The following is a 25399-nucleotide window of genomic DNA, read 5'->3' on the forward strand; positions in this document are numbered from 1 at the left end:
CTCCATTACAGACCTAAAACCTGCTGCCATTGTTTGTAAACCTTGGCTTCATCTAAACGTTGGCTGACATTTTCAAGTGCTTTTTTGCCAAATTCCGCCCGTTTCTCCGGCTGCTGCAATAAATCAACAATGAGATTAGCCATGATCGCCAAATCATTTTTGGCAACCAAATAACCGTCTTCTTTATTGGCAATCTCATCGCTGGGACCGTAGTGAAAACGATAACTGATAACCGGCAGACCATGCGCCTGAGCTTCCAGCATAGACAGGGGACCCCCATCAGTAGCAGCAGTATTCAGCAACATCGTGTATTGACCATAACGCTCATCCAAATCCGTCACGTAATCTTTGAAATGAACCTGCTTATCGACTTTCAGATCCTTAGCCAAATTTTCAAGCTTCTTTTGATAGTCAGGATCACCATAACCATAGAGATCCAGTTCGACGCCAGCAACCTTATTGTTAACCAGATCCAATGCTCGGATCATCTGATCAAGCTGCCGTTCTTCAGCTATGCGACCAACATACATCAATTTCTTATTGTCAGGGCTGGTCGTAGCTTTCGATGCGTCGTGCGGCAACTCATTTGGATCGACTGTTACCGCCGGAATAGCCGTCACTTTAGCAGTTGGGAACCGTTTCGCAATGGCATCCCTTTGACTTGGTGTCTGAACGATGAAGCCATCGGTCTTGGTCGGATCAGCAAATGCAGGCTTCAGGAATCCATCTAAAGGATCTGTTTGCGGATTGCCATTGTTCATGACGTGATTAATTGGAATATAAATAAACTTTTTGGCAGGTTGCTGCATATTCTTCAGTGGTAATACGCCGACACCCGGACGATCACTGATGAAGATTGTCTCGCCCGGATCTGCATCCGCCAATTCATCTAAGAAATACGTAAATAAGCCATCCAGATCATCAAACTCACGATCCTTCAAAATGCTCTCGCCTTTCAAGACGACTCGCGAAGGCCGCATGTTGTCCGCCTTGTTACCTAGGTAATAAATCTCAATAACCGACTTGCCATGCAAATCATAGTATCGTTCAAACGTCAGCAGACCATCACGGCCAAAATACTGTGTAGCAGATCTAAAGCCTCGGGCATCCCATAAATCGCGTTCAACTTCATTGCCTTGATCATCCAAATAATTCTGGTAAAAGACGCGCCCATATGTCTCTGGTATGTAACCCACTTGGCGTCGAAGCCGATCACCATCTGTCACCTGGCTTTGATTAGCATCAACTGACACCTCGTCAAGCGTCGGCAAATTCATTTCATCATTCAATACCGATTTTTCCGGCATATCACTCGGAATATGCTGAAAGTAATCAAACATATTCAACACATCCGTTGACGCAATATTCATCTTTTTAAGGGTGCGGACGCTCAAACGGTCAAAGTCACGGGTCAAAATGACTGCCGGTTGTTTGAATCGTTTGAACAGCGCCAAACGTTTGATTGCTGCATGCTCAACGCTCGAGTTTTTCTGTAACAGATATTCATCTAGAAAAAAAATCATTTTGTTCTTCACCATCCCACAATAATATAGACAAAGCGACATATGCTCAACTATTTAGGATCCTTCAATTTTCATCCGTTCCCCAAGCCAAACATTACGATATAACAATAGCTATTCTCATATAGCACAAACTTAATATAACATATCCACACTATCAGCAAAATCATGAACCCCAACATTATAAATAAACTTGTCACGCGGGGGCCATTCATCTTTGCCATCCACAAATGTTAAAACATCGAAATGGCGCACCGTTACTAATCAGTGGGAAACTTGATGCCAACCATTTTGCGTAAATGATACACCAAGTTATTGACATCCTCTGCCAGTTGCAACCATTCCCCGTATTGCTTTCGGTTTTCGGCTTTAAATGGGTGTTCCAAAATCTCGGTGAAGTCTAACAGCTCGCCAGTAAAATGATACGTATAATCCGCCGTCATCAGCGGGGTAATTTTCTTTTGCGCGTCATAATGCTGAACCAGATGGATTTCGGTTAGATCATCAACCTGAATAAGCTCATGATGACCGTTAATTTCCGTTGGCATATATGAATCGGTGATAAATCCGAAGTGAAGCGTTACGTAAAAATGGTCATATTGCAAAAAGGCAACACCCGCACCATCAACGCCAGTTTCAACAGCGGTGGCAAAATACGTTGCTGAGCTTGGCCGACCAAACAGCTTTAATGCAGCATAAACTGCATAAATCCCCTGTTGCTGTAAAGCGCCCCCATAGGATTCCAAAGTAAATCCTTCAGGTTTGCCGCCCTCTAAAATAGCATCGTATGCCGGCCGTTCACGCATTGACACGAAAGTTGCGCCTTGAACCATAGCCATCTTGCCAACAGCCGCTTCAATGTTTTTGAAATTCGGCATATGAATTGGGTAGGCTCCCTCAAAAAATAAGACACGGGGATGATCCAGCAAAAGTTTCTCGACTTCCGAGAACTCAGCTGGATTGGTTAACGCTGGTGGCTGCACAATGACATTCTTGTCGGCCTCGATCGCTTGCTTAATCTGGCTAAAATGTTCAGCATTAGGAGAAGCAATGAAAACCGTGTCGAAATTGCCATTTTTAAAAAAGTCAGCAAGGTCGAAGAAAGTTTGGTTTGCACCATACTTATTAGCGTATTTGTCAGCCTGATCAACATCATTAGCATACAAAGCGCCAAGCTCCCACTTCTTTGTCATACTCGCCGCCTGGACAAAATCGTCGGTTGCCTGGTTAGTACCGATAAGGCCGTAATGTATCATCTTAGCCCTCCTCCAAAATATGTTGTAACAGCCTACATCATAACCCAAAAATAACGTTTAATAAAGTTATTATATTCAATATTTTATAATGATAGTCGGCACTGAAGTTCTTGGCTAATTTGGCACCGTCTTCTTGATCTAGCAAGGCATTCAAAGATCAAAAAGTAGTTAAATATTTTAATAAATATGACGCTTCGACACGGTTACTAACACATGGCGCTATGTTTAATATAAAGAATTCAATGCCTAATTTTACCGTTCTTCTACAGACTTGTGCTACCATTTATACCAACAACAACAGGAGGTATTTAATCACATGAAAGCATACAGTTCCCCCTGGTTTTGGTGGTACTTTGTCCAGGGACTTATATTAACAGCCGGTTATTTACTAGCGGCCCAAGGCACACAGTTCTGGTTATGGGCGCTTGTCTTAACCATTATCGAAGGTGGCTTGTTACTGGTCAGCGCCATTTCGGCACCCAAGCACTGGATCAGTCGCTTACTCAAGCTGCTGGCTGTTTTGATTCAACTTATTGTGTATCCGCTTATTGTTTTCTACAGCGGTCAGCAATTCTTGCGGGTTTTGCCAGGCAATTTAAGTTTGATTCTGATCGCGGTGCTGATTTTACTGGCTCATGTTCCATTTGCAAAAGTTCTATTCACGCCGGACCAGCATTATTTGACGCGGGTTATCACCACGATGCTGGTTGCGTTTATGGTTATTTACGCAGGAACAACTTTTACTGAAGGCTTGACTAAATCAGCTTTTGCTTCGCCGCTTTGGAGCTTTGCTGAAGCAGGCGTTTTGGCAGCGATTGTTTCAGTGCTAGTCGGCGCCATCGCGATGCATCAGTGGGGCCTGCCGCTCCCAAGCTGGCGGTTCAACCCGAATATGCAAGCCAGTGTCTTGATTATTCTGGTTGTCTTTATTATTTACTTTACGCTCTGGAATGCTTTTAGCACGAACGATTCGTTTCAAAGCCTGTTCATCTGGTCTTGGCATTCAAACCCTCTAACCTTTAACTGGTTTGCTCAAGGACTTGAACCGGGTATTGCTGAGGAATGGGAGTACCGTTATATGGTCTTAACTTTGCTGCTAGTCTGGTTGGGCAGACATCGGTTGGCATTATCGGGCAGCATCTTCATAAGTGGTCTGTTGTTTGGTGCTTCCCACCTGATTAATGTTTTGGGGGAACAAAATTGGTTTGATACACTTTCGCAGATTCAGTTTGCCGTTGTCTTCGGCTGGTTTATCGCCGCCGTTTATCTTTACGTTGGCTCCTTTAGTATCCCGATGCTTGTCCACGCGGCGGTCGATATTCTTAGCATGGTTGTCAGCAACACCGAAGCTTCAATCACCGGATCAATAACGGTTTATTTATTCCAAGCCATTGTGGAAGTTGTCATGATCGGGCTGACCGTTTGGCTGTTGACTGGACAGCGGCGCCAAACCATGCAATGGACACTGGATCGGATTATGCCGAAACAGGGAGCGTTAACAATTTAACCCTTGCGCGTTTCTGCCATGGTTAGCTGTTTTCTATTCGTCAAATTCAACCAGATTTACGCCAATAAAACCACATAACGTCAAACGCCGACATACCTTCCACCATAAACGTGTGGAACGCATGCCGGCGTTTTTATGTCGTCACTATCAAAAGCCGCTATGGCAAATTAGTCATCCAGCGGGCCTTTTCCCAAGTAGGCATTTAACATCCAAATGTTTTTGTCCGTTTCTTCTTTGTACCCGTTGATCATGTCTTGAGTTGGAAAGTCGCGCTCTTGATCGGTGATTTCAATGGCTTTCTGATACTGGTCAGCCAAATACTTAAACTGCTTAACGAGACGTTGCATTAACTCCACCAGCGTGTACTGGCCAAACGCCACCTTTTCATCAGGCAACCCAGTATGTTCGATAAACTCATGGGTGGTCGCATACGGTGAGCCGCCTAAAGCAATGAGCCGCTCTGCAATTGCATCCAACGCTTCGGCTAGTTGATCTTTGTAATCATCCATCAATGGGTGAAGACGAAAGAAGTTATGCCCGCGCATATACCAGTGAATCTGTTGCACATTTGTTTGAAGCTGCATCAAATCCGCAATCAATTGGTTAAGCTGGTCAATGGTTTGCGGGTACTTAACATCAGACATCAATCATTCCTCCTTGTGTTTGGCACATAGTTTGCAACAACAACTTCATTATGGCACAGAGGAATTGTGAGGTTCTAGCAAAAAGCTCGGAACAACCAACATCAACTATCAATCAGTCTTTTCCAGAACAATAAAATCATTTTCGGAAAAATTTATTCAATACATTTGATCCTAACCATTAACTAAAAATCAAGGCGAAGTGCTGCTACAGCAAAATGTTTGACTTGATTTCGCCACTATGGCATCAATAAATAAAGATGTTTATTAGCAATCTTAAAGCTGAGGAGCGGAGTGTTTTGAAAAAATGGATTTGGGTGACAATCGGAACCCTTGTGAGCGTGGCAGTGCTTGCTATCGGCGGGTGGTGGCTAATTGACCACTATCATTATCAGCAACTGGTTGATCAACCTGCCGACGTCAAAAAATGGGAGGCGGATCCACGGCCTTTGCAGTCTGAAAGTGAAGCACAAAAACGAATTACCGAAATTCGGCAACCGTCGTCTAGTGTGCACTTGGCAAAGAAGACGAAGATGGCGGTGATCCCGGGGTTGCGAGGCGCGTGGTCAATCGACAACAAAACCCGGCAAGCGGCCTTTGGAACTAACTGGGTGCCACAAGGGGTTACTCAGTCTAAAAAAGCGCTCTATGTCAGCATGTATGATGGTGATCATCGGCTAAACTCCATTATTATCGAAATTGATGCCAAAACCGGTCGTTACAATAAGACGCTTATTTTGCGCTCCAAGGCACATGTCGGCGGGATTACTTACGATCTCGACAAGCAGCGTTTGCTTTGGTCGGATGACAATTCGAAAGCAGGCGGTGCCGGGATCAGTTATGCCGCACAACGCGAAATTGACGCCTATCAGCCGCAAGTCAACCAGGCACCGCTGGCCTCGACGCGGATTCCATTCCACCTGGCTAACCGCACCTCGGCCATGACCCTTTACAACCATCAATTGGTCTTGGTGAAGTACGGCAAAAAAACCACTGGCCGCTCGCTGATTGCCTTGCCATTGAATGACGAGAACCTGCCAAATGCGATCACACAAAAACAGTTTGACAAGATCGTCACCGACCTCGCCCCGCAGACGCAACATAAAAGCACGACCCAAATGTTAGACATTCTTTTCAAAACCCTCATCAAAAAGAAAATCATCAACTCTTACAATCCTGCGTGGGATCGACTGCAAGGCGTTGCCATTGCCAAAGATGGCGTGACGTTGTTTAGCCAGTCAAACGGCAGTGCGCCAGGCAAAATCTGGATCCGAATGGCCGTGGATAAAGGGTGGGAAAAGTTAGATTTTAAATCCCCAAAAGCTGGCGATAAAATGATCAATGTCCCGAACTCAGTTGAGGAAATCAGCTTTAACCCTGATCAAAATGAGTTGCTCCTTATCTTCGAAAGTGGCGCAAAGGCTTATCGTGAAGAAGGCTGGTTCTTCCACCGACCGCATTACATGGATCGGATCATGTACTTGCCTTTAACCGTTTAGAGCATTTTGCCTGAACATTAGTGATTGGAAATCATAAAACAGCCGTAACCTACTTGTCAGTTCAATGACTGCGAGAGGTTACGACTGTTTATTTTTAAGTCGGATAATTTTAACGGCATCATCTGCGTCACGGAAATCGATCGGCGAACAAAAACACAACGATCCTAAGATCATTGTGCCTGATCAACTATCCACCGCCTAACTTGATGTCTCACGTTTACCGCTCACGCTGGATCAACCTATACATAACTTGATCACCACCAACTTGGCTTGATTGTCTTGAGGTGGCAGTAATCGGATAATGCCGCGCGTCAAATAGTTTTCCTATGGATAGCGTTCTAAAGCGGACCAATATGTTAACTCGGTAAGTCGTTTGGCTTTCTTTTTGAAAACGTTTACGATAATATTCAAGCTATACATAACGCTCTATGGACGAAGCCATAAATGAAGAACATGAATGTTTCGTTAAACGACTTGCCGCGGAGGCTTTGGTTTCGGATGGCGTACAGTTGCCGCTAAGGGAAATTATTGCGATTCTTCCCTTGCCAGCCAATTTTCTGTCCGGGAAAATGCTGGCGCTAACAGCAACTGCCAACTATCTGTTGCCGAATACCTCTTTAAGCTTTGTCCGTTATCACGAAGACGAATCTATTTATTCGCAATCGGTACATCAAGTTATCGTGACGAAATTATATCATGGTAACGCTGAAAAGTTGCCGAAGATGCTTGCCGGTCCCGGCTATGCGTTTATTCCGTTATCTGCGCCTGATCATCGCAGTGTCATTTGGGTTGCTTCCCATCACCTAGTTGACCATGCCATTCAGCGTCGCGGAGGCAAGCAGATCATTACCGTCAAATTTTGCGGGAATATGAAAATGACTTTACCGACGACTTATCATGCCGCGCATTTTTCGGAAATTTTGGCAGGCAGTCGGCTTTTGATGGATGTGACGGAACAACTGGCGCGGATCAGCGCAGGTCACGCACCGTTAGCTGACGATCCGCAGCATGAACACACAGTGCTGGTGGATCATCAGACTGCCAAGATATTGATGCATCACGTCAATGGGCGGCTTTGGCAACAAGGCGCTAAGCAGGCCGTTGGGGAAGATAGGTATATGTTGCAGTCGGTTAAGGAAAAAGGGCGCAATCCAGACGGCGTTTAGTTTTGCCTGTGCCTATCTAATTTGAATATAGTCTATTACAAATTTGCAAATTTTATTTAGTTGAAAAAGTGGTTAATGAATAATGCGATTGTTTATCAGCCGCCTTTCCGAGTTAAGTCGGCTCTAGCTTAATCATCGGCAAATAAGGTACTATTGTCATAGAAGTATCAACGCAGAACTACAACAACTTTCAATGATAAATGGCTGGTTAACAACGTTGATAACGGTCACCTGCCGGAATCAACGCACAAGACTGACGGAGGATTGATGATGATTAAACTAATCGCAACCGACATGGATGGCACTTTCTTGCGGGATGACATGAGCTACGATCGCAACTGGTTCGACCGACTCTATCACCAGCTGCAAGCACGCCACATTTATTGGGTCATCGCAAGCGGCAACCAGTACTTTCAGTTACGGTCTTTCTTTAAAGACTATCCCGAAACCATTTTTGTCGCGGAAAATGGGGCCTACATTCGCGATGTCAACCACATTTATGCCCTGAATGCCTTTGCTCCCTCGATTATCCATCCGATCCTAACGCACCTTGAACAGATTCCTGATTTAAAAATCTCCGTCAGTGGTCAAGCCGGCGCCTACACACTGGACACCATGGATCCAGGTCATTTGGCAATCATGCGAAAATATTATCCTAAGCTGACGTTACTACATGACTACCATGAACTCGACGACAAAATCCTTAAGTTCTCCATCGGCTGTCCACCGGAGCGTACAGATGCGATTGTTGCTGAATTGCGCAGTGCGCTGGCTGGCGTTGCGACCCCGACTAGCAGCGGTCACGGCGACATTGATTTGATTCGTCCAAACGTGAACAAAGCGCAAGGGCTTGCGCTGCTTGGGCAAAAGCTTGGGATTGACTTGTCCGAAATGTGTGCCTTCGGTGACGGCGGTAATGACTTGGAGATGCTGCAAGAAGTCGGTTTAGGTGTGGCCATGGCCAATGCCGATCCGCGTGTGGCCGCTATCGCTGATGCCACGACGACAAGTAACGAAGAACAAGGCGTTTTGAAGTTTATGGAAACACTGATAACAACCGATCAACGGCATGCCGTCAAAAGTCGCTGAACATCAACGCAACGCTTGCGATAAAGCTATCATTAAGTGAAAGACACCGCGAAAAGGGCGCTAGTTTTCCTAAGTCGAAAACTAACGCCCTTAATAGTTGATCTGACTGATTGGGACCAAGTCTCAGTTTTAACCTTTAGTAGCCAGATCCTTGTTGATCACGATACTCTGATACATCCAAGTGGTGATCAGATAGTATAAACCATAAAGTACGATGAATACGCCGAACGGCACGATTAGGTTGTCATAAGGTGCCTGCAGAATCATTTTGAACAATTGTAATCCGAACAAAACATGGATCATGCCGACGATACCTGGTAGAAGGAAGAGCACGCCGATTTCTTGCCGAATGGAGCGACGTAGCACCTGGGGACGTGCGCCGATTTTCTGCAACATCAGGTAGCGGCGCTTGTCGTAGTTAGCGCCGGATAAAATCTTAAACATCAAGGTCGAAGCCAACATTGCCAAGAACGACAGCCCTAAGAAGAAGCCCATAAAGGCAAGGCCAGAGTACATCCCATTGAGAATGGAATACGACACGAATTTCTGATCGCTTTCATGTCCCCACAGCTTGGGATACTGTTTATTTTGCAAGTTTATAATCTTTTCAATGGTGTCATAATTTTGGTTGAAGTTTTTGACTCTAAATGTCGTCAATGTTTCGGCATTCCCGAGTTTGGCAAAGGTCGCGTCATCTGCAACCCGCATTTGTTTTCCGCGGTTATTACCAATAAAGATCCCAATAGCGCCTGAGTATTGCGTTGCGATTTTGTTAAAGTTGCGGCTTGTTAACGTGACCGAGCGCAACTTGCCACTCCTACTCTGATCACGGATCTGAACCTTTAACGGATGAGCGTCAAGTGCACGCTGGCTGATATAAACCGTTTTGGCATCTGACTTGAGCGTATACTGCTGCTTCTCCGTGACGCCTTGCAGCTTTTTGATCTCAGCTTGCGTTTGGGCATTTGGTGATGCAACCGTCAAATCATAAGCGGTGTATTGACTTGCCAGCACCGGAATATCGTGGGTAAACCCTAGTCCAACAGTGATCGCCCCTAATGCCAAGGCTACCAAAATGGATACAACGGACAGGATCCGTGTATAGTCGCGAATCCGAAAACTCAATTGCGACAATGTAAAAGTGTGCAGCTGTTTGGAAGCAAAGGAATGGTTGCGCTTCAACAAGGCAATCAAGGCCACAAAGACAGCGTTGAATAAGAAATATGTCCCCATCACGATGGTAACCAATGCAGTCGGGATGGCTTTAATGCCAATATGAAGCGCATTACCCATACAGTAATAGCCAATCGCCAGTAAAATTAAGCCTAATACGATTTGCAAAGCGAAAAAGATCTTCTTCTGTTTAACCCGATTCGGCGTTTGCGCTTGCCGCAATAGCCGCATCATCGGCATTTTTAGCAACTTAGCCGTATTGTAAATCGCCGATAAAATGAACAAGACAACGAAGAATCCGAACGTCCATAAAATCGCCGGTACCCAGATAGCTGAGAAGCCGGTTGCTTGGGCGTGCAGGGCATTAATCAACCATTTACCAATAAAATTGGTGCCGACTAACCCAATTAAAACGCCCGCAAACGTTGCGAAAATCCCAATCGCAACTGTTTCAAGAAAAATGAGCTGTCCGATTTTACGCCCTTTTGCCCCGAGCATCATAAACATCGCATAATCGCGCTGCCGCATGCTCAGCAGGAAACTGTTGGCGTAAACAATATAGACAAACGTAATGATCGCCAGCAACACTGCCCCAAAGCCAAAAATAAACGGCGTGTAGCTAATCGGCGAATTTTGTTTTAAGAAGCTGGTGTTCGTTGCCAGCGCCATGAACATATAAAAGACGGCACTGGCAATCACCAGTCCAGAAAATAGCACCGCATAGTCGCGGAAGCGGTTCTTTAAGCCGCCAAGTGCAAGTTTGCTTAACATAGATGCCGCTCCTTATTTTTGAAATGTGCCAAGTGTTTCCAGGATTTCCTGATAGAACGCTTCTTGGCTCTTATCCCCATGCACCAACTCAGATCCGATTTGCCCGTCTTTAATGAAAAGAATCCGACTTGCATAACTCGCTGAAAACGGATCATGCGTCACGAGTAAAATCGAAACCCCGTGATTCTTATTTAAATCATCCATTGTGTCTAGCAACTCGCGCGCTGCTTTGGAGTCCAAGGCGCCTGTCGGTTCATCCCCAAACAAAATGTCCGGTTGTTGAACCAAGGCCCGTGCCGCGGCCACCCGTTGCTTTTGGCCGCCGGATAACTCGGTCGGATAATGATCCAACACCGCGGCAATGCCAAGCGTTGCCGCAATTTGATCAACCGCTGCCTGTTGCTTTTTGGCACTGACATTCTGTAGCGCCAGCGGCAAGGCAATATTTTCCCGGCCTGTCAGGTTCTCCAATAAATTGAAGTCCTGGAAAATGAAGCCGATTTTCTTGGCCCGAAAATCCGAAAGTGCATTGCCTTTTAACTTAGTCACATCTTCGCCTTTAATGCGAACAGCACCAGAAGTTGGGCGGTCAAGCGTACTGAGAATGTTCAACAAGGTCGTCTTCCCTGAACCAGACGCCCCCATGATGCCAACGAATTCACCGGGTTCAACCTGGAAACTAACACCTTTCAATGCTGGCGTCTGCTTTTCACCGCGTTTGCCATAAGTTTTGGTCACATTTTCAACCGTTACAACTGGTTGTTTGTCCATGATAATCCTCCATTTGCGTGTTTGCTTTTTTGAATAATGTCATCATACCGGCTCTAGACCGGCATTTCCTGATAATGGGCTAACAAACAACCTTTTCAAGCTAACGTCTTTGTAAGCCACTTTAACTTTTCTTTACTTCTGATTTTTTGCACCTACGACTGTTCCGACAGCTGCGACAAGAAAGTTGCTGGTGTACCGCCTGTTAATGAGGAGGCAGTCGTGTATCAATGAGCATATCGTGGCAAAAGAAAAACAAGGCTTTGATCTTTTAAATCCCATCAACCGAAACCTTGTCGCTTCTTAATACTCGCGCTATTGACCAAAGAGCAGTCGCTTAATCTAATTTCTCTCTTGCCGCTTTTGGCACATCTTTAGACGGAACACTTTGCCAGCGGGTAACGCCGCGATTTTTGTTGTAAGTCATTTTTAGGTACGCATTCATCTTCAAAGGCCGGTCACGATAAACTTTAAACTTAAGTTGCTTTGCTTGACCCTTCTCATCATAACCGGTCAGCTTATAGTCAAACATCTTGTTGCCTTCACTGTCATTTGATTCTTTACCATTTTCCGTAATCTTCGTATAGTAGCTCGGACCGCCGTAGCTAAAATGTTGATAAGCTTTCGTGGCACCGAATCCCAACACAATCAGGACAACCAATCCTATTAGCATTTTTTTCAATGTCGTTTCGCCCCTTTTTTAATTTCCAGCCGCCAGCTATTCAAAGAGATGCTTGTTTCCATAGCTGTCAGGCTTTCAGACAGTTTATCAAGGGGGCGTTTATGTTGGAAATAGAATTGTCTAACAAATCACAAGGCGTAACTAACGGGTTTGTAAGCAAGTTCACTTTTACGACTTTTCGACAGGAAAAAAATCCGTGCAGATCAATAGCGCGGCGCACCAGCGGGCATATGCTGACCACTTGAATGCTAATTGACCGTCAACAAAGCACAGCTAACCTTCACTCACTCGTCGTGCAAAACTATCTGGCTGGCACTTGCCTCCAAGCTAGCCAAGACGTCTTGCTGTTCGATGAAAGTAATCCAAGCCTGCCGCGAGTCTTGATCCTCTTCTTTAATGTAGCGTTTCAAGTTGCAATAAGCGCTGCACACAAACCGCTCCACCATCGCCTCAACAGCCTTTTCTTCTATCACGGGATCTCGCTGGTCCGCCGCGCATCCCTGCGCGTGCTTCAGCCGCTGGTAGACAACCGCGCGTCGCCGAAAATCACGTACAGCATGGCAATGGGATATCACATATTCTTTGAATGTATCATGATTCAAACTTCCGCCTTCTTTGGTTAATTGAGAGACCGTACTTGTTATCATTTTAACATGGTCTTTGTTAATTACGAATATGAAGAGGATGGCGGATTTTTGTTTGTGATTGTCACGCTATAGGGAACGTTTTACGGCAGTGCATGAGGCAAATGATTCATGATCTCATTGTAGTATCTCACACTGAAAGACACCTCCATAATGACATTAAACACATAAAAGCGTGAACTGATGAATGTCATAACGAAGATAACTCTCATAAATATCTCGCTAAATTAGATAATAAAAGTTGCACGTAAAGAGCCACGAATTGCAGTTCACACTTTTTATGCATCTGCTAATACTTTTCAATCTAACCATGATATACTGCCTATATAAAGCACAAAGGAGGGTTACCATCATGCTTATTGAATTTTCCGTCCAGAATGCTACTTCTATCAAAGACGAAATGATCCTTTCAGCTGAAACAGGTGAACGTCTCAGCCGCCTCAAGGAAACCAATACCATCAGGGAAAACAACAGTTCGCTGCTAAAAAATCTCATAATTATTGGTCCAAACGGCTCTGGCAAGACAAATATCATCAATGCACTTAAATTGATGCGATCCATGGTCTTAAACGACCCTGATAAAATCACTACATCATTGCCGTATAATCCATTTAGGTTAAATCCGCTTAATGCCAAAACACCGACCAAATTTCAAGTTAAATTCAATTATGGAAATCAAACCTTTCAATATTCCTTCTCTTACGTTTCCAAAGCAATCGTTGCCGAGAAACTAACCCAGGTTCTCAAAACAACTGAACGGACGATTTTTGCTAGGGAGGGTCAAAATTATCCGGTGCTGGATGAGGAGCTTAAGAAAGTTGCCGCAAATACCAAAAAGAACTCACTTTTTCTTTTCAATGCACAAAAGGCAAATATTTCCGCGGCAATTACAGTTCTCGAATGGTTTCAAAAGGATCTTGTTTTCGTCAATAGCAAGAACATTATTCCTGACCAGCTAACCGAGTTAATGGATGACAAACGAATCAAAAATGAATTTCTACGCTTTCTTCGCTTTGCTGACTTCAATATTGTTGATGTTAAAGTCAGAGATATTCCTTTGAGCCTCCCGGAAGAGATCAAAAAAATCATGGCGACTTTGCAACCAGAGATTGACCTTCCTGATACTCGAAAAGAACTCTATGCTTCCCACAAACAATACGATGATAACGGCAACGTTATTGGCACTGAGGAAATCCCACTTACTCAAGAATCACGGGGCACCCAAAAGATTTTTCTGATTGCACTCTCTATCATCAATGCCCATCTTAACGGCAATGGTAAAACAATTCTCTTCGACGAATTTGATGATTCCCTACATTTCGAATTATCAAAAGCGTTAATCGAAATCTTCAACTCTAAGCAAAATAGAAACCAGTTCATTTTGACCACCCACGAACTGCAACTGCTCAATTCAGAATTGCGAACGGATCAAATTTATTTGGTTGAGAAAGATTTTCAAGGCAGAAGTTCGCTTTACTCTGTTTTTGATTTCAAGGACAGTAAAAACACAGCCCGCCATGACGTTCAATATATGAAGCGCTATATTGAAGGCCGATTCGGCTCCCTGCCGCAAATTGATGTCGACGAGATGCTCAACGCATTAAATGCCAGCAATCCACCAACGAGGAAGTAATGATGCCCCGAAAATCACGGAAGATACCTTATAAAAAGATCATCGCAATTTACTGCGAAGGCGAGTCAGAAAAAGCTTATTTCAAAATGTTAAAAAGAAAGTATCATGCAGCCAATGTACACGTCCACTCACCTAAATTGGTCATCACTTCCGTTGGCCTGAGTGGCATGTCGCTACTTAAAAAAGCCTTCCAAAAAGTTCAGCGGCTAAAAAACAATGAGCAGGCAGAAGAAGTCTATGTCGTATTTGATAGAGACAGTTTAGGCCCAAGTGAAATTGCGGATTGTCGCAGGTTCGCCATGCAACACAACATGTCTATCATTTTCTCAAATGTCAATCTTGAAATCTGGATCTTGATGCATTTTCAATCCGTCCGGCGCCCATACACGCCAACTAAGTTAAACAGTATTCTGTCAGGTCCTGCTTTCTTCAACACAAATTACGAACGTTTTAAGGGAAAGCCTTACGATGACCTTCTTTATGACAAGGTGAAAACAGCTAAGATGAATGCTGATGCTCTAGAAAATGGATATTCTGAACCGCTTTTCCTAAATGATCCTTTCACAAATATGAACCATGCGATTCAAGAAATATTTGACGTTACCGAATTTTAAAAACCAGGCACTAAATGGCCGTTTTACAAGCAAAGTCCGAAATGAAAGACCTTAAGCCATAATTTCTCCCAGTCCTATCGCAATTAAGACAAGCGAAGTAGGCATCAAAACAATGCCACCCACTAACGAAGCGCGGCGGTAAGGATTGTTTACGCCAAGGAGCTTAGCAACTTCTCCTGCCAATAAGACAAACAGGACGATACCAAATGGTGAAACTTCAAGTATCTCGCGAGTATCGTTTTCACGAAGCTTAAAGTAGGCAGCGATAAACACGCAACCGTTAAAAGCTAAAAGAAAACCGAGTAAAAGCGTGAACATGTCATGCTCCCTTGTTTTGTCTGAATTAGGCTACATATCAAAAATCAATTTTGTTAAATTTGAGATATTCTCCCTACCATGGCTGGTCAAGAGACCCTTTTACTTTTTCAAGTTATATACCGCCGTTTTACACACACTCCGATAACAACTGTGTAAAATGACGGCATATGCCCGTGTTCGGAGGAATTGAAGTTTCAAGGTTGTTGACCACCATCTCTTTGCTAGATGACACAGAGCGGCGCTTATCTGACCAACTGAGCACGTGCACACGTTCAAACATGCTGGACTATGTTTGAATGTGTGGGCGAGTGCGTTCGATCATCTTCTACAACCTATATCTCAGCACGACTAACCAAATCAATGGCGGCATCACACGTGGCCTCAAACTTTATACCGCATGCATACTCGTTACGTTCTTGATACTTCTTCCACAAGATTTTCAGGCTATTATTGACCCGAAGAGACTCAATAGTTGATATGTAATTCGGCAACAACATCTCCGTTCCTCGGAGCTTAGCAGTCGCCCATAACGCTGATTTTAATGTTGCAAAATCAATGTTTTGAATTTGCACTTTATCAAATAAGTACAAATCATAATAATCCTTGAGCCTTGTATTCAAGTCTTTTCTGGCTACCAATGACTCCAACTTTTCCGATAGAATTGTCTCGACATTATATGCCATGATTGTAATATCCTGATCGTTGAATATGGTACGATGGTGCCACGAAATTTCACGCGGCGTAATCACATCCCCCGTTGAAACATCAATCTTAGTGACAATCTCACTGGCAAAGATCTTAGCCAACACCTGAATGCGAAAACCTGCATAGTCAGCTGCAACACGGATTTCATTAATTTTAATGATTTGAATCGCAATGTCACTATCAAGATCATTCATATCTGCAATTTCCGAGAAAACCTTAAATACCTCATCCTTAGTCACTGGCAACCCCTTGATTGATGTGTCAATATCACGTGTGGAACGGGTATCAACACCCAACATAGAGGCAATCAAGAACCCGCCCTTTAGAATCAAGTTATCGCGATATCTTGATCTAGAAATTCTGTAGACAATCTCGTCCAACACAACCTCCTGCATCAATAGCTGCGGGTCAATGTGGTTTTGCCTAGCTAGGTTTCTAACTTTTGTCTTAAACTGCTGACCATTATTGAAGCCAAGTTTCATAAAAGCACCTCCATATAGGGTCTGATCTTATCTTTCACATTAAAAATATCCGCATATTCACTTAAGCGATGCAAATTCTTATGCTTCATCCTTGAAAACGATACCATCGCTTGTTGAATGGTTTCTGCATCAGATCGATCGCGCGTTCTTAGAATATCACACAATGTACGTTCAATATTATAAGTTCGTACCATATGCTGCCCTGGACTTTTAACAAGTTCTACACCGAGTTCATACCACGCGTTTTTTTGTCGGTAGACCTTGACTGGATACTGATCAATCTTAGTTGGATGATAGTCCTGCGGGAAATTCATCTCATACGTTCCCGGCGTCCGATCAATCATGTCATGTAAAAACAATGCTGTATCTTTAAAAAAAATTCCTTTGCTAAACCGGTACTGTAAAATATACATGTCATCTTCAAAAATAGCTGGATCGATGTACACACCCCGATCTACTCGTTCCAACTTTCCAGATCTAGTTAGTTCCACAAGTATATGTGGGTCAAGTCCAGCCTGGTCAACTTGTCGGCGAGTAACTTGCCCGTTATTTGTTTCTAGTATTTTTCTTATAGGATCAAATCGCATATCCTCATCTCCCACATTCAAACACCATTATAGCATGAAACTGTGTTTGAATGTGTTAGTTAATTAAAGATCGACTGACTCTCCTACTAATACACATTTTGTCATTTCATCGTCAGAAACACTGCCATTATCCATATCCAAGCGCATCGTAAAGCTTTGGTGCATTTGTTTGCCACAAAAAAACACCTCCCCAAACTTCGGGAAAGTGTCGATGCTCCAAATATTGATCGAATGATTAACGCTTGGAGAATTGTGAAGCTTTACGAGCCTTCTTCAAACCATACTTCTTCCGTTCCTTCATACGAGGGTCACGGGTCAGCATGCCGGCCTTCTTAAGTGGGCCGCGGAAGTCAGGATCAACGGTCAACAGGGCACGGGCAATGCCGTGACGAGTTGCGCCAGCTTGGCCAGAGAAGCCGCCGCCATTGACGTTAACAAGAACGTCGTAGCTGCCAGTGGTTTCGGTGATGCCAAATGGCTGAGTTAAATCGGTGATCAGGTTTTCATATGGAAGGTAGTCGCGAACGTCTTTACCGTTCATCGTGATCTTGCCGGTGCCGGGGACCAAACGGACCCGGGCAACGGAGTTCTTGCGACGACCTGTACCTGCGTATTGTACTTGTGCCACAGTAATTGCCTCCTTAGATTAAGTTTGAAATGTCGAGTACTTCTGGCTTCTGTGCCAAATGCGGGTGTTCCTCCCCAGCATAGACATGAAGCTTCAAGAATTGCTGATGGCCAAGTGTATTCTTGGTCGGGAGCATCTTCTTAACAGAATATTCAACCAGACGTGCCGGGTTGTCCCGCAAGAGATCCCCAGCAATTTCATGTTTCAAACCACCTGGATGCTGACTGTGACGATAGTAAATCTTGTCTGAGGCTTTTTTGCCAGTCAACTTTAGCTTGGAAGCATTGATAACGATCACATTGTCACCGGTATCAACGTTTGGGGTGAATTGCGGCTTGTTCTTACCACGCAAGATCGAAGCAACGACAGATGACAGACGACCCAACGCGATATCCGTTGCGTCAATCACATACCATTTACGTTCGATTTCACCTGGCTTAGCCAAAAATGTTGTACGCACGATTTGTTTCCTCCATAATTCTGTGCTTGTTTGAACACGTTAAGTTTCCGGGGCTTATCGTGGGGCAAACAATACCAGCTATTAGAATACCAACGATTCAGGCTCAAGTCAATGTTAAATTACAACACAAGCGAGTGTCGATCGCAAGCGATATTGTCTTAAGTAAGCAGTTAGCCAAAGTGTCACAAAAACTGTAACCTCTTAGAAGATACATCTAGGAGGAATCACATGAAGAAGGTTGTCTTAACAGTGAAAGAAGAAGAACGTTACCGAGTCATCAAAGCAGTGGTCAATGGTAAGACCTCCGTGCAACGCGCAGCCGTTAAGCTCAAGCGCTCCGAACGAACCATCTACCGATTGATCAAGCTTTACAAGCAACAAGGCAAAGACGGCTTTATCCATGGCAATGCCGGTCGTGAGCCCGCCAACAAACGCAACGCGCAACTCGAACGCCAGATCATTCGTCTGTACACCAACAAGTATGCCGGATTCAACATCGCCCATTTTCACGAGTTCTTAACCACTGCCGAACAAATCGCCATCTCCGAATCCTCACTCCGGCTCTTATTCAGACACCACCACATTCTGTCACCCAAAGCCCATAAAGCCACCAAGCGCCGAGTCAAGCGTGAGTTAAAAGAAAAAGAAAAGAAGTCCAAGCTCCTATCCAAACGTGATGAAGCCACCTTGTCAGCCATCGAAGTCGTTGAAAACATCAAAGCCCATCCAGAACGTCCTCGGAAACATTATTCTGGTGAACAGGTACAAATGGATGCTTCCTGGGAGTATTGGTTTGGCACTCAAAAAACCACCTTACACGCAGCCATTGATGATCAGTCCGGGAACGTTGTCGGCGGCTACTTTGCCAAACAAGAAACACTCAGCGGCTATTATCATGTGTTTGCCCAAGTCCTTCGCGATTATGGCGCTCCAGCAGAATTCCTAACGGATCGGCGCACCGTGTTTAACAGCAACAAAAAAGAGGGCTCACCTTCGACCGAGAACCCTCTTACACGTTTCGGTTATGCCTGCCAGACACTTGGAACAGAACTTTCGGTCACCAGTATTCCGCAAGCCAAAGGCCGTATAGAACGTCTTCCGGAGACTTTTCAAGATCGGCTCACAAGTGAACTGCGGTTGCATAACATCACCACAATCGCAGATGCCAATCGGTTTTTGGTCGGCTTTATCAAGCGTTACAATGACCGCTTCGCATCTACCATCAAAAGTAGCATGTCGGTGTTTGATAAGCAACTAACACCCAAGGAAATTGACAATATTTTGATCATTGCCAATGAACGCAGCATCGGCCACGGACATTGTGTTCGCTTTGATAACAAACGCTATCTGCCACACCGGAATGGCGAATTGGTTTATTTACCCCCGCATACAAAGGTCTTAGTCATCAAAAGCTTCACGGGCAGACTTTATATGACCACTGATGATGACCAGGTGTACGATCTTTTCTGTGTGCCAAAAGAACAGTTCATGTCAGCCAAATTCGATCTTACGCCAGCTGCGGCACCAACTCCTAAACGAACCAAGAAAATCCCGGCAATTACGCATCCGTGGCGCCGCGCCAACTATCGCGATTACCTTGATTCTCTTGGCATTAACAGGACAAGGGTTAAACAGTTGGTCGCCGATCGATATCCATACAAGAATTCACAAGCGATTCAAGTCTAATCAGGATCATCTCGCGTCCAGTTTTCGGACGCATGTTTTATGGAATTTACTGTCAAAGTCGAAAATCGCTTGACAGTCAATGTTAAATTACAACACAAGCGAGTTTGTCGGTGGGTTTTTAGCATCATCACAAAACTTCTGCCGTTAGACCCCAAGCTTCCGCACCAATGCCTGCCAGGAAGATTGCGAGCCGGTAACAATCGAAGCATGTACCGTTATTCCGTCATGAAGCCGGGCAAGTTGCGATTGACTAACCCGACTCTGAACCGTTATCTGCAAGGCTCCTTGCTGCAGCTGGTTTGTTGATGGTATCTGCGTGACTTTTCCGGTAAGTATAAGTGTGTCCCCAGCATTTGGTTCGACTTTTACACGCACCTGCTGACCACGTTTAACGCTAGAAACGTCCTTTTTTGCGACCTTCAAGTTGAAGCTGATTGAAGATTGGTGATTTTGCTCAGGTAAAATCCGGCCGATTACCTGTCTTTTAGCAACGATTTGCTGATCAGCCACCGCTGACTGGCGAAAATAGATCAACCCTGTTACTGGTGCTTTAATGGTTTGCGGTTGGCTGGCGTGCCTTAAGTCATCGGCTTTTGCCTCAAGCTTTCCAAGGGTTTGCTGGATGCGTTTCGCGTCTGCTACGATCGTTTGTTCAGTTATGGTTTGCAAAGTCGTTAGCAAAGTTTCTGCACTGGCCTGACCAGTTCCTGTCGTTTGTTGATTTTCTTGCTGCTGTGCTTGCAAGGCAGCCAGTTGTTTTTGCCGATCATTTAATCGACCTTGCAGTTGGGCAAGATCTTGGGTTTGAATGGCCGCCTTCTCCGCTGCATCTGCGGTGGCGACTGCCTGCTGGTAATGTTGATAAAAGCCAGCATAAGGATTGGCAGCGGCAACACTTCCTTGACCATGAATGGCAGCTTCAGCAACTTGAATCTGGCCGATTTCGGTCGCCGTCTGAGCGATTATCGTTGTCAGCAGCTGGTTAACTTCCTGCCTTTTGTTAGTAAGCGCCTGGTTGTCACTCGCCGCCGCATTTCCAGATAACGTCTGCGTCACCTTTTGCCGTTGGTTTAAATAAGTCTGTACCGCTTGTTGATAGCCATATTGATCGGCTTTTGAAAAAAGATTCTTATTTTGATCAACGCTTTGTCCGAAAACTTGCAATTGCTTTTGCTGTTTTTTCAGGTCGGTTATCTGACTGGCAAGATCGTCAATTCGATCAGTATCAGCGGTTACGCGATAAGCCAAAATAGGCTGATTTTTGCGAACCCTTTGGCCGAACTGCATCATGACTCGGGTGATAGTCGCCGGGCCTTGTACATAAAGCGCCCGGCCTCGCTGACTGGTAGCCACGGTGCCATTTGCCTGAATGGCTTTTTCTTGTTTGGTAAAGGCCAAAAACAGAACGAGGAGACAAATAAACACGATGAATGGTAAAGCGATCCAACGCTTAAAATGCTTGAAACGCCGGGTAAAATCAGTAGCCGTCACCAATTGATTTTCCTTTTGACTCATGGCGACTACCTCCTCAGCATTTGGGCATAATACCCGTGCTTGGCAAACAAAATCGGATAGCTTCCCTGCTCAACGATGCGGCCATTAACCAACACAACAATTTTATCGGCATTACGCGCTAGCTGCGGTTGTTGCGTCATTAAAATAATCGTTCGATTCTTGATCGCAAACAGGCGATTAAGAATTCGCTCAGCCGTAGCATTTTCAATCTGACTAAAAGTCCCGTCAAAAATAAGCACTTTTGCTGGCGATAGTAACGCCCGGGCAATTGCCAGCCGCTGCTTTTGACTCGCTGTCAACGTTTCGGTATTGGCATCAACCAGTGTGTAAACTAGGTTTGGCAGGTTTGTAATGTCATCGGCAATTTCGGCCGTTTCACAAGCAGCATCCATATCATCATCGGTCACGTCAGATCGATTGCCAAGACGCAGATTGTCCAGGATGGAGCCGGAGAAAATCACCGGCCGTTCTGGAACATAGGCAACATATTGGCGTAGTAGCGACAAGCGAATGTCATTAATATTCGTTTGGTTAAAAGTGATCGTCCCCCCTCCGGCATCAAGCGGCCATAAACCGCCGATCAAACGTGCCAAAGTCGTTTTACCAGCACCACTTGCGCCAACGATTGCCATGTTATGATTTGGCATAATCGTTAAATTAATCTTTTGTAAAACCGGCTGCTTTTGCCGATAGCCAAACGTGACTTGCCTTAATTTGATCGTCCCGGAAATTTGTTGCGAATCACTGACGCGCCGTTGTTGATCAGCCGCACTGCTTGACGGAAGATCACGCAAGCGGCTGTCGGCAACGGCAATCAATTGCTGTTGCGGCTGCAACCGCACCACCTGTGTCAAGTGGCCGATAAAGTAAACGAATAAGGCAGCAAATGCTACCATTTGGCCGAGGCTAAGTTGTTGCGTTAAGACCATGCCGGCACCTAGCCATAAAAGACCGACTGTTAAAATGAAATGAAACGCCCGCTGCACCGCCCGTTGAAGTTGCACAAACTGCAGCTGAGCAAACTTTTTATGTAAATCATCGGCAAACGCCTGATCAACCCGTCGAAAAAGATCAGGTTCGGCACGTAATGCCTGCATTGCCTCAACGCCACGAAGGCCTTCAGTAATTTCGGTGCTAAGCGCCACATCGGACTGACTCGTAGCGTAACCGGCTGCTCGCAAACGATCACGAAAAAGCCACATCAGTAAGGCATCCCCGAATATAGCCAGAACGGCTAGTAGCGCCAACTTCCAGTTCATACCAACCAGTAAAACAAGTAATATTGTCGCAGCAAGTGTTTCAAGCCATTGGGTCGCAAGTGTTTTGGCAGCAACCCCAATGAGTCGATTCGTTTCAGCCACTTGCGCAGTGAGCGCTTGTCGTTGTCGATTCAAAAAAGGCAACGGCATTGCGTATAACCGCCGCACGTAGGCCAAGGTCACATCAATCATGAGCCGCTGATCCAACATCCCCAACAAAAGCTCACGGCCCCAGGTCAGCACTGCTTCAAAAAGCCCTGCTCCCATTAGTGCAAGCGCCATGATGGCTAACGGCCTCATTAATCCATTTGGCAGATAAGTATCCACAATGATCTGGAGGAAAAAAGCTCCAGCGACACTGATACCTGTTGTCGCTAGCATCGCAAGTATTAAATGCACCAAAGCCACTTTTTGCTGCAAAATCAACGCTTTAATCATCCGTAAATGTAATGAAGGCATTTTAACGGCTGTATGGTTCAATCTCGGTTTAATAATGGCGCCGGCTGCAGCCCAGGTTTGGTTGAATTGTTGATACGATAACCACTTAACACCAACCGTCACATCAGGATCCGCTACCAACAAATGCTGTTTGGTGACTTTGAACACAACGGCAAAACGTTGCTGGCCGGCCTGCGCGTCTCGGTTCGCCACAATAAGCGGGGTTTCGTTTAAGTGCTTCGGGGTGATGTTGATAACACTTTTCGTTGTGAAATGAAGCGCCTCGGCAGCATGAATCAGGTCATCTAATGTCGTCCCGGTCTGGTCCACTTCAGCCAGTGCCCGCAAACGCGTCGGTGATATCTCTGCCCCATAAAATTTTAAAACCATGCGCAAAGCTGCAACACCGCTTTCTCGCGGGTCAGCTTGTGGCACATAGTCACACCGATTGACATGTCTCACCCAAAAATTCCCGGTAACCCTCATGTGCGCGCTCCCCTTGTTGCTATGCTCGATCAACCTTTAATTAATACTAAGCTTATCACAAAAATTAAAATGTTTGTTATTTAAAAGAGGAATGAGGCCGTTAATCTCACGAACAAAAGAGGTGCCCACATCACTCTTTTTCGTCCGTTCGGCTAACACCTGTACAAAACATCTGCAACGCCCGATCAAGTGGCAGTTGTTGCTGAAAGCCACCGTTTTCAGCAGTACTAGACGGTCGCAAATAAACAGCAAGAACGTTTAAAAAATATAACGTGACTTCTCGAGGCTGATACGCCTTCAGTAATTCTGATTGAAACCCTGCAAAAAAGCGGTCTAACGGCGCGAGCAGACTGTCCTGCCATGCCTTGAAAACCCGTCCGCGCGCGCTGGCCTTCAAGCTGGCGATATCGTGAATCACCATCTGCAGGTTCATATCATTGTCATCGGTCAAAACATGCCCTAAATGGTTCACCTTAACGGCTAGACTGCCACTGCCGGTTTGCGCCGATGCGATTTTGGCCGCCATGCTGTCACTCACCTGCATCACCACTGCCAAGTACAGTTTTTCTTTGGTGCCGAAGTAGTGATACAGCAACGGTTGCTGCACGTTGCTGGCTTCAGCAATCATCCGCGTCGTGACGCTGGCATAGCCGTTAGTCATAAATAATGTCTGCGCTGCGGCCAAAATGCGTGCAATGGTCGCCTTCTTTTGCTGTTCTCGTTGATTCATTTTTACCAAGCCCTTTTTATTTATCAATTGATAAACGAGTGCTATAATGATTTTACAAAATTCAAGTGGAGGTGATCGAAATGTTTCTTGCCATTAAAGAAATTCTGCATAACAAGGCGCGTTATCTTCTTGTTGTCGTCACGTTTGTCCTCATTGCCTATCTGGTCTTCTTCTTGACGGGGCTGGCAACCGGACTGGCGCGCAACAACCGCACTGCAATTGACGCCTTGCCTGGTGATTACGTACTCATGTCTAAATATGCCAACAAAAACCTGCTGAGTTCCAGCCTGACCAAACAGCAGGTCGATAAAGTTGCTAACAAGCACACCGCCGTGCTCGGCCAAGTTTCTGTGGTCGCCGAGAATACCAGCACAGACAAGAAAGTCAATAGCAACGTTTTTGGGATTAACCTCGCCGGTAAGTTAAATCCGACTGTCACCAGTGGCCGCATGCCGAGAAACAATCATGAGGTTCTGGCCGACGATAGTGTGACCAACGAAGGTCTGCACAAAGGTGACCGCATCACACTCAATGGCAGTGACCAAAAGTACCGGATTGTCGGGTTCACGCATGATCGCCGCTTCTACACTGTACCTGTATTTTATACAACTTTGACAACTTTTCGCCAATTAAAATATGGCCAAGCCAACGCGGCCAATGTTTCAATCGTCATCAGTAGTCGCCCGTTTAAGACAATTCCCGCCAAAACCCAGCAAATTGATCGGGCAACCTTGATTAACAACATCCCTGGCTATACCGCCGAAACATCCACCTTTGCGTTGATGATTGGCGCCATGATCGGGATCATGTTACTGATTATCGGTATTTTTATGTATATTTTGACGATTCAAAAAATCTCGATGTACGGCGTCATGCGAGCGCAAGGTATTCGTACCCGATCTATTATCGCTGCGTTGTTCTGGCAAATTCTGATTCTTGCCGTCGTCGGGGTTGGCATTGGCGCCGGATTGCTAGGACTCACGCAGTTCATTTTGCCAAAAACAATGCCGTTCTATGCTAACACCGCACTCTTCTCAAGTATTGCCGCTGCTCTGATTGTGATGTCATTAGTCGGTGGCCTGTTCTCGCTGCGCCGCATTATTAAAGTTGACCCATTAGCTGCCATCGGAGGAGGGGAATAA

23 protein-coding genes are annotated in these 25399 nt (G+C 45.2%); 8 read left to right on the top strand and 15 right to left on the bottom strand.

Annotated elements, in window-relative coordinates; genetic code table 11:
* Nucleotides 1–5: 5 nt before the first annotated feature.
* Entirely contained in the window at nucleotides 6–1523 is a 1518-nt protein-coding gene (locus tag LACSTY_RS11845) for a glycosyltransferase (protein WP_087912803.1), read from the bottom strand.
* A gap of 257 nt (nucleotides 1524–1780) precedes the next feature.
* Entirely contained in the window at nucleotides 1781–2776 is a 996-nt protein-coding gene (locus LACSTY_RS11850) for a Gfo/Idh/MocA family protein (protein ID WP_087912804.1), read from the bottom strand.
* A 316-nt stretch (nucleotides 2777–3092) separates the two neighbouring features.
* On the opposite strand from LACSTY_RS11850, the gene LACSTY_RS11855 reads away from it, so the two are divergent.
* On the top strand, nucleotides 3093–4283 hold the full coding sequence (locus LACSTY_RS11855; RefSeq protein WP_087912805.1) for a CPBP family glutamic-type intramembrane protease: 1191 nt from the start codon (nucleotides 3093–3095) through the stop codon (nucleotides 4281–4283).
* A gap of 167 nt (nucleotides 4284–4450) precedes the next feature.
* Here the strand turns inward: LACSTY_RS11855 and LACSTY_RS11860 are convergent, their stop codons facing one another.
* Nucleotides 4451–4927: a Dps family protein gene (locus tag LACSTY_RS11860; protein WP_025012590.1), complete on the bottom strand. Its 477-nt coding sequence runs from the start codon at nucleotides 4925–4927 to the stop codon at nucleotides 4451–4453.
* Between the two features lie 257 nt (nucleotides 4928–5184).
* On the opposite strand from LACSTY_RS11860, the gene LACSTY_RS11865 reads away from it, so the two are divergent.
* The 3 genes from LACSTY_RS11865 to LACSTY_RS11875 all read left to right on the top strand — a co-directional run bounded on the left by LACSTY_RS11865 (nucleotide 5185) and on the right by LACSTY_RS11875 (nucleotide 8678).
* Nucleotides 5185–6423 (top strand): YncE family protein, encoded by a 1239-nt coding sequence (locus LACSTY_RS11865; protein ID WP_191981859.1) that lies wholly within the window; start codon nucleotides 5185–5187, stop codon nucleotides 6421–6423.
* Nucleotides 6424–6851: 428 nt separating this feature from the next.
* Nucleotides 6852–7589, top strand: a complete 738-nt coding sequence (locus tag LACSTY_RS11870) for a hypothetical protein (protein ID WP_087912807.1) — start codon at nucleotides 6852–6854, stop codon at nucleotides 7587–7589.
* Nucleotides 7590–7859: 270 nt separating this feature from the next.
* Nucleotides 7860–8678, top strand: a complete 819-nt coding sequence (locus LACSTY_RS11875; RefSeq protein WP_087912808.1) for a Cof-type HAD-IIB family hydrolase — start codon at nucleotides 7860–7862, stop codon at nucleotides 8676–8678.
* Between the two features lie 129 nt (nucleotides 8679–8807).
* Here the strand turns inward: LACSTY_RS11875 and LACSTY_RS11880 are convergent, their stop codons facing one another.
* The 4 genes from LACSTY_RS11880 to LACSTY_RS11895 form a co-directional block, all read right to left on the bottom strand.
* Complete coding sequence (locus tag LACSTY_RS11880; RefSeq protein ID WP_039639980.1) at nucleotides 8808–10622, bottom strand: FtsX-like permease family protein; 1815 nt, start codon at nucleotides 10620–10622, stop codon at nucleotides 8808–8810.
* Between the two features lie 12 nt (nucleotides 10623–10634).
* Nucleotides 10635–11393 carry an ABC transporter ATP-binding protein gene (locus LACSTY_RS11885; RefSeq protein ID WP_049170238.1) on the bottom strand — a complete coding sequence of 253 codons (759 nt, stop codon included), beginning with the start codon at nucleotides 11391–11393 and terminating at the stop codon, nucleotides 10635–10637.
* A gap of 334 nt (nucleotides 11394–11727) precedes the next feature.
* On the bottom strand, nucleotides 11728–12072 hold the full coding sequence (locus tag LACSTY_RS11890; RefSeq protein WP_087912809.1) for a YxeA family protein: 345 nt from the start codon (nucleotides 12070–12072) through the stop codon (nucleotides 11728–11730).
* Nucleotides 12073–12356: 284 nt separating this feature from the next.
* Nucleotides 12357–12674 (bottom strand): hypothetical protein, encoded by a 318-nt coding sequence (locus LACSTY_RS11895; RefSeq protein WP_087912810.1) that lies wholly within the window; start codon nucleotides 12672–12674, stop codon nucleotides 12357–12359.
* A gap of 394 nt (nucleotides 12675–13068) precedes the next feature.
* On the opposite strand from LACSTY_RS11895, the gene LACSTY_RS11900 reads away from it, so the two are divergent.
* Nucleotides 13069–14349: an AAA family ATPase gene (locus tag LACSTY_RS11900; RefSeq protein WP_087912811.1), complete on the top strand. Its 1281-nt coding sequence runs from the start codon at nucleotides 13069–13071 to the stop codon at nucleotides 14347–14349.
* Entirely contained in the window at nucleotides 14349–14963 is a 615-nt protein-coding gene (locus LACSTY_RS11905) for an RloB family protein (protein ID WP_087912812.1), read from the top strand. The genes LACSTY_RS11900 and LACSTY_RS11905 overlap by 1 nt, the downstream gene beginning before the upstream one ends.
* Before the next feature lie 51 nt (nucleotides 14964–15014).
* Here the strand turns inward: LACSTY_RS11905 and LACSTY_RS11910 are convergent, their stop codons facing one another.
* The 5 genes from LACSTY_RS11910 to rplM all read right to left on the bottom strand — a co-directional run bounded on the left by LACSTY_RS11910 (nucleotide 15015) and on the right by rplM (nucleotide 18143).
* Complete coding sequence (locus LACSTY_RS11910; RefSeq protein WP_087912813.1) at nucleotides 15015–15281, bottom strand: hypothetical protein; 267 nt, start codon at nucleotides 15279–15281, stop codon at nucleotides 15015–15017.
* A 332-nt stretch (nucleotides 15282–15613) separates the two neighbouring features.
* The gene (locus LACSTY_RS11915; protein ID WP_087912814.1) at nucleotides 15614–16468 is read right to left on the bottom strand and encodes a nucleotidyl transferase AbiEii/AbiGii toxin family protein; all 855 of its coding nucleotides are present in this window, start codon (nucleotides 16466–16468) and stop codon (nucleotides 15614–15616) included.
* The gene (locus LACSTY_RS11920; RefSeq protein WP_087912815.1) at nucleotides 16465–17055 is read right to left on the bottom strand and encodes a type IV toxin-antitoxin system AbiEi family antitoxin domain-containing protein; all 591 of its coding nucleotides are present in this window, start codon (nucleotides 17053–17055) and stop codon (nucleotides 16465–16467) included. The genes LACSTY_RS11915 and LACSTY_RS11920 overlap by 4 nt, the downstream gene beginning before the upstream one ends.
* Nucleotides 17056–17290: 235 nt before the next feature.
* Nucleotides 17291–17683 (bottom strand): 30S ribosomal protein S9, encoded by a 393-nt coding sequence (gene rpsI / locus LACSTY_RS11925; protein ID WP_010492533.1) that lies wholly within the window; start codon nucleotides 17681–17683, stop codon nucleotides 17291–17293.
* A 13-nt stretch (nucleotides 17684–17696) separates the two neighbouring features.
* The gene (gene rplM / locus LACSTY_RS11930; RefSeq protein ID WP_005686771.1) at nucleotides 17697–18143 is read right to left on the bottom strand and encodes a 50S ribosomal protein L13; all 447 of its coding nucleotides are present in this window, start codon (nucleotides 18141–18143) and stop codon (nucleotides 17697–17699) included.
* 228 nt (nucleotides 18144–18371) lie between these two features.
* Here rplM and LACSTY_RS11935 point away from each other — a divergent pair, with 228 nt between their 5' ends.
* Nucleotides 18372–19829 carry an ISNCY family transposase gene (locus tag LACSTY_RS11935; RefSeq protein ID WP_087912816.1) on the top strand — a complete coding sequence of 486 codons (1458 nt, stop codon included), beginning with the start codon at nucleotides 18372–18374 and terminating at the stop codon, nucleotides 19827–19829.
* Nucleotides 19830–19973: 144 nt separating this feature from the next.
* Here the strand turns inward: LACSTY_RS11935 and LACSTY_RS11940 are convergent, their stop codons facing one another.
* The 3 genes from LACSTY_RS11940 to LACSTY_RS11950 form a co-directional block, all read right to left on the bottom strand.
* Nucleotides 19974–21344: an HlyD family secretion protein gene (locus LACSTY_RS11940; RefSeq protein ID WP_087912817.1), complete on the bottom strand. Its 1371-nt coding sequence runs from the start codon at nucleotides 21342–21344 to the stop codon at nucleotides 19974–19976.
* 5 nt (nucleotides 21345–21349) lie between these two features.
* Entirely contained in the window at nucleotides 21350–23527 is a 2178-nt protein-coding gene (locus LACSTY_RS11945) for a peptide cleavage/export ABC transporter (protein ID WP_087912818.1), read from the bottom strand.
* Nucleotides 23528–23657: 130 nt separating this feature from the next.
* On the bottom strand, nucleotides 23658–24257 hold the full coding sequence (locus LACSTY_RS11950; RefSeq protein WP_087912819.1) for a TetR/AcrR family transcriptional regulator: 600 nt from the start codon (nucleotides 24255–24257) through the stop codon (nucleotides 23658–23660).
* A gap of 80 nt (nucleotides 24258–24337) precedes the next feature.
* Between LACSTY_RS11950 and LACSTY_RS11955 the strand changes: the two genes are divergently transcribed.
* Nucleotides 24338–25399 carry an ABC transporter permease gene (locus LACSTY_RS11955; protein ID WP_087912820.1) on the top strand — a complete coding sequence of 354 codons (1062 nt, stop codon included), beginning with the start codon at nucleotides 24338–24340 and terminating at the stop codon, nucleotides 25397–25399.

Source organism: Lacticaseibacillus styriensis, from assembly GCF_030770295.1.
Lineage (GTDB): Bacteria > Bacillota > Bacilli > Lactobacillales > Lactobacillaceae > Lacticaseibacillus > Lacticaseibacillus casei.

What these genes read in the sequence shown, in the direction of transcription:
- LACSTY_RS11845 (WP_087912803.1), bottom strand. Translation starts at nt 1,523, where the DNA reads ATGATTTTTTTTCTAGATGAATATCTGTTACAGAAAAACTCGAGCGTT.
- LACSTY_RS11850 (WP_087912804.1), bottom strand. Translation starts at nt 2,776, where the DNA reads ATGATACATTACGGCCTTATCGGTACTAACCAGGCAACCGACGATTTT.
- LACSTY_RS11855 (WP_087912805.1), top strand. Translation starts at nt 3,093, where the DNA reads ATGAAAGCATACAGTTCCCCCTGGTTTTGGTGGTACTTTGTCCAGGGA.
- LACSTY_RS11860 (WP_025012590.1), bottom strand. Translation starts at nt 4,927, where the DNA reads ATGTCTGATGTTAAGTACCCGCAAACCATTGACCAGCTTAACCAATTG.
- LACSTY_RS11865 (WP_191981859.1), top strand. Translation starts at nt 5,185, where the DNA reads ATGTTTATTAGCAATCTTAAAGCTGAGGAGCGGAGTGTTTTGAAAAAA.
- LACSTY_RS11870 (WP_087912807.1), top strand. Translation starts at nt 6,852, where the DNA reads ATGGACGAAGCCATAAATGAAGAACATGAATGTTTCGTTAAACGACTT.
- LACSTY_RS11875 (WP_087912808.1), top strand. Translation starts at nt 7,860, where the DNA reads ATGATTAAACTAATCGCAACCGACATGGATGGCACTTTCTTGCGGGAT.
- LACSTY_RS11880 (WP_039639980.1), bottom strand. Translation starts at nt 10,622, where the DNA reads ATGTTAAGCAAACTTGCACTTGGCGGCTTAAAGAACCGCTTCCGCGAC.
- LACSTY_RS11885 (WP_049170238.1), bottom strand. Translation starts at nt 11,393, where the DNA reads ATGGACAAACAACCAGTTGTAACGGTTGAAAATGTGACCAAAACTTAT.
- LACSTY_RS11900 (WP_087912811.1), top strand. Translation starts at nt 13,069, where the DNA reads ATGCTTATTGAATTTTCCGTCCAGAATGCTACTTCTATCAAAGACGAA.
- LACSTY_RS11905 (WP_087912812.1), top strand. Translation starts at nt 14,349, where the DNA reads ATGATGCCCCGAAAATCACGGAAGATACCTTATAAAAAGATCATCGCA.
- LACSTY_RS11910 (WP_087912813.1), bottom strand. Translation starts at nt 15,281, where the DNA reads ATGTTCACGCTTTTACTCGGTTTTCTTTTAGCTTTTAACGGTTGCGTG.
- LACSTY_RS11915 (WP_087912814.1), bottom strand. Translation starts at nt 16,468, where the DNA reads ATGAAACTTGGCTTCAATAATGGTCAGCAGTTTAAGACAAAAGTTAGA.
- LACSTY_RS11920 (WP_087912815.1), bottom strand. Translation starts at nt 17,055, where the DNA reads ATGCGATTTGATCCTATAAGAAAAATACTAGAAACAAATAACGGGCAA.
- LACSTY_RS11935 (WP_087912816.1), top strand. Translation starts at nt 18,372, where the DNA reads ATGAAGAAGGTTGTCTTAACAGTGAAAGAAGAAGAACGTTACCGAGTC.
- LACSTY_RS11940 (WP_087912817.1), bottom strand. Translation starts at nt 21,344, where the DNA reads ATGAGTCAAAAGGAAAATCAATTGGTGACGGCTACTGATTTTACCCGG.
- LACSTY_RS11945 (WP_087912818.1), bottom strand. Translation starts at nt 23,527, where the DNA reads ATGAGGGTTACCGGGAATTTTTGGGTGAGACATGTCAATCGGTGTGAC.
- LACSTY_RS11950 (WP_087912819.1), bottom strand. Translation starts at nt 24,257, where the DNA reads ATGAATCAACGAGAACAGCAAAAGAAGGCGACCATTGCACGCATTTTG.
- LACSTY_RS11955 (WP_087912820.1), top strand. Translation starts at nt 24,338, where the DNA reads ATGTTTCTTGCCATTAAAGAAATTCTGCATAACAAGGCGCGTTATCTT.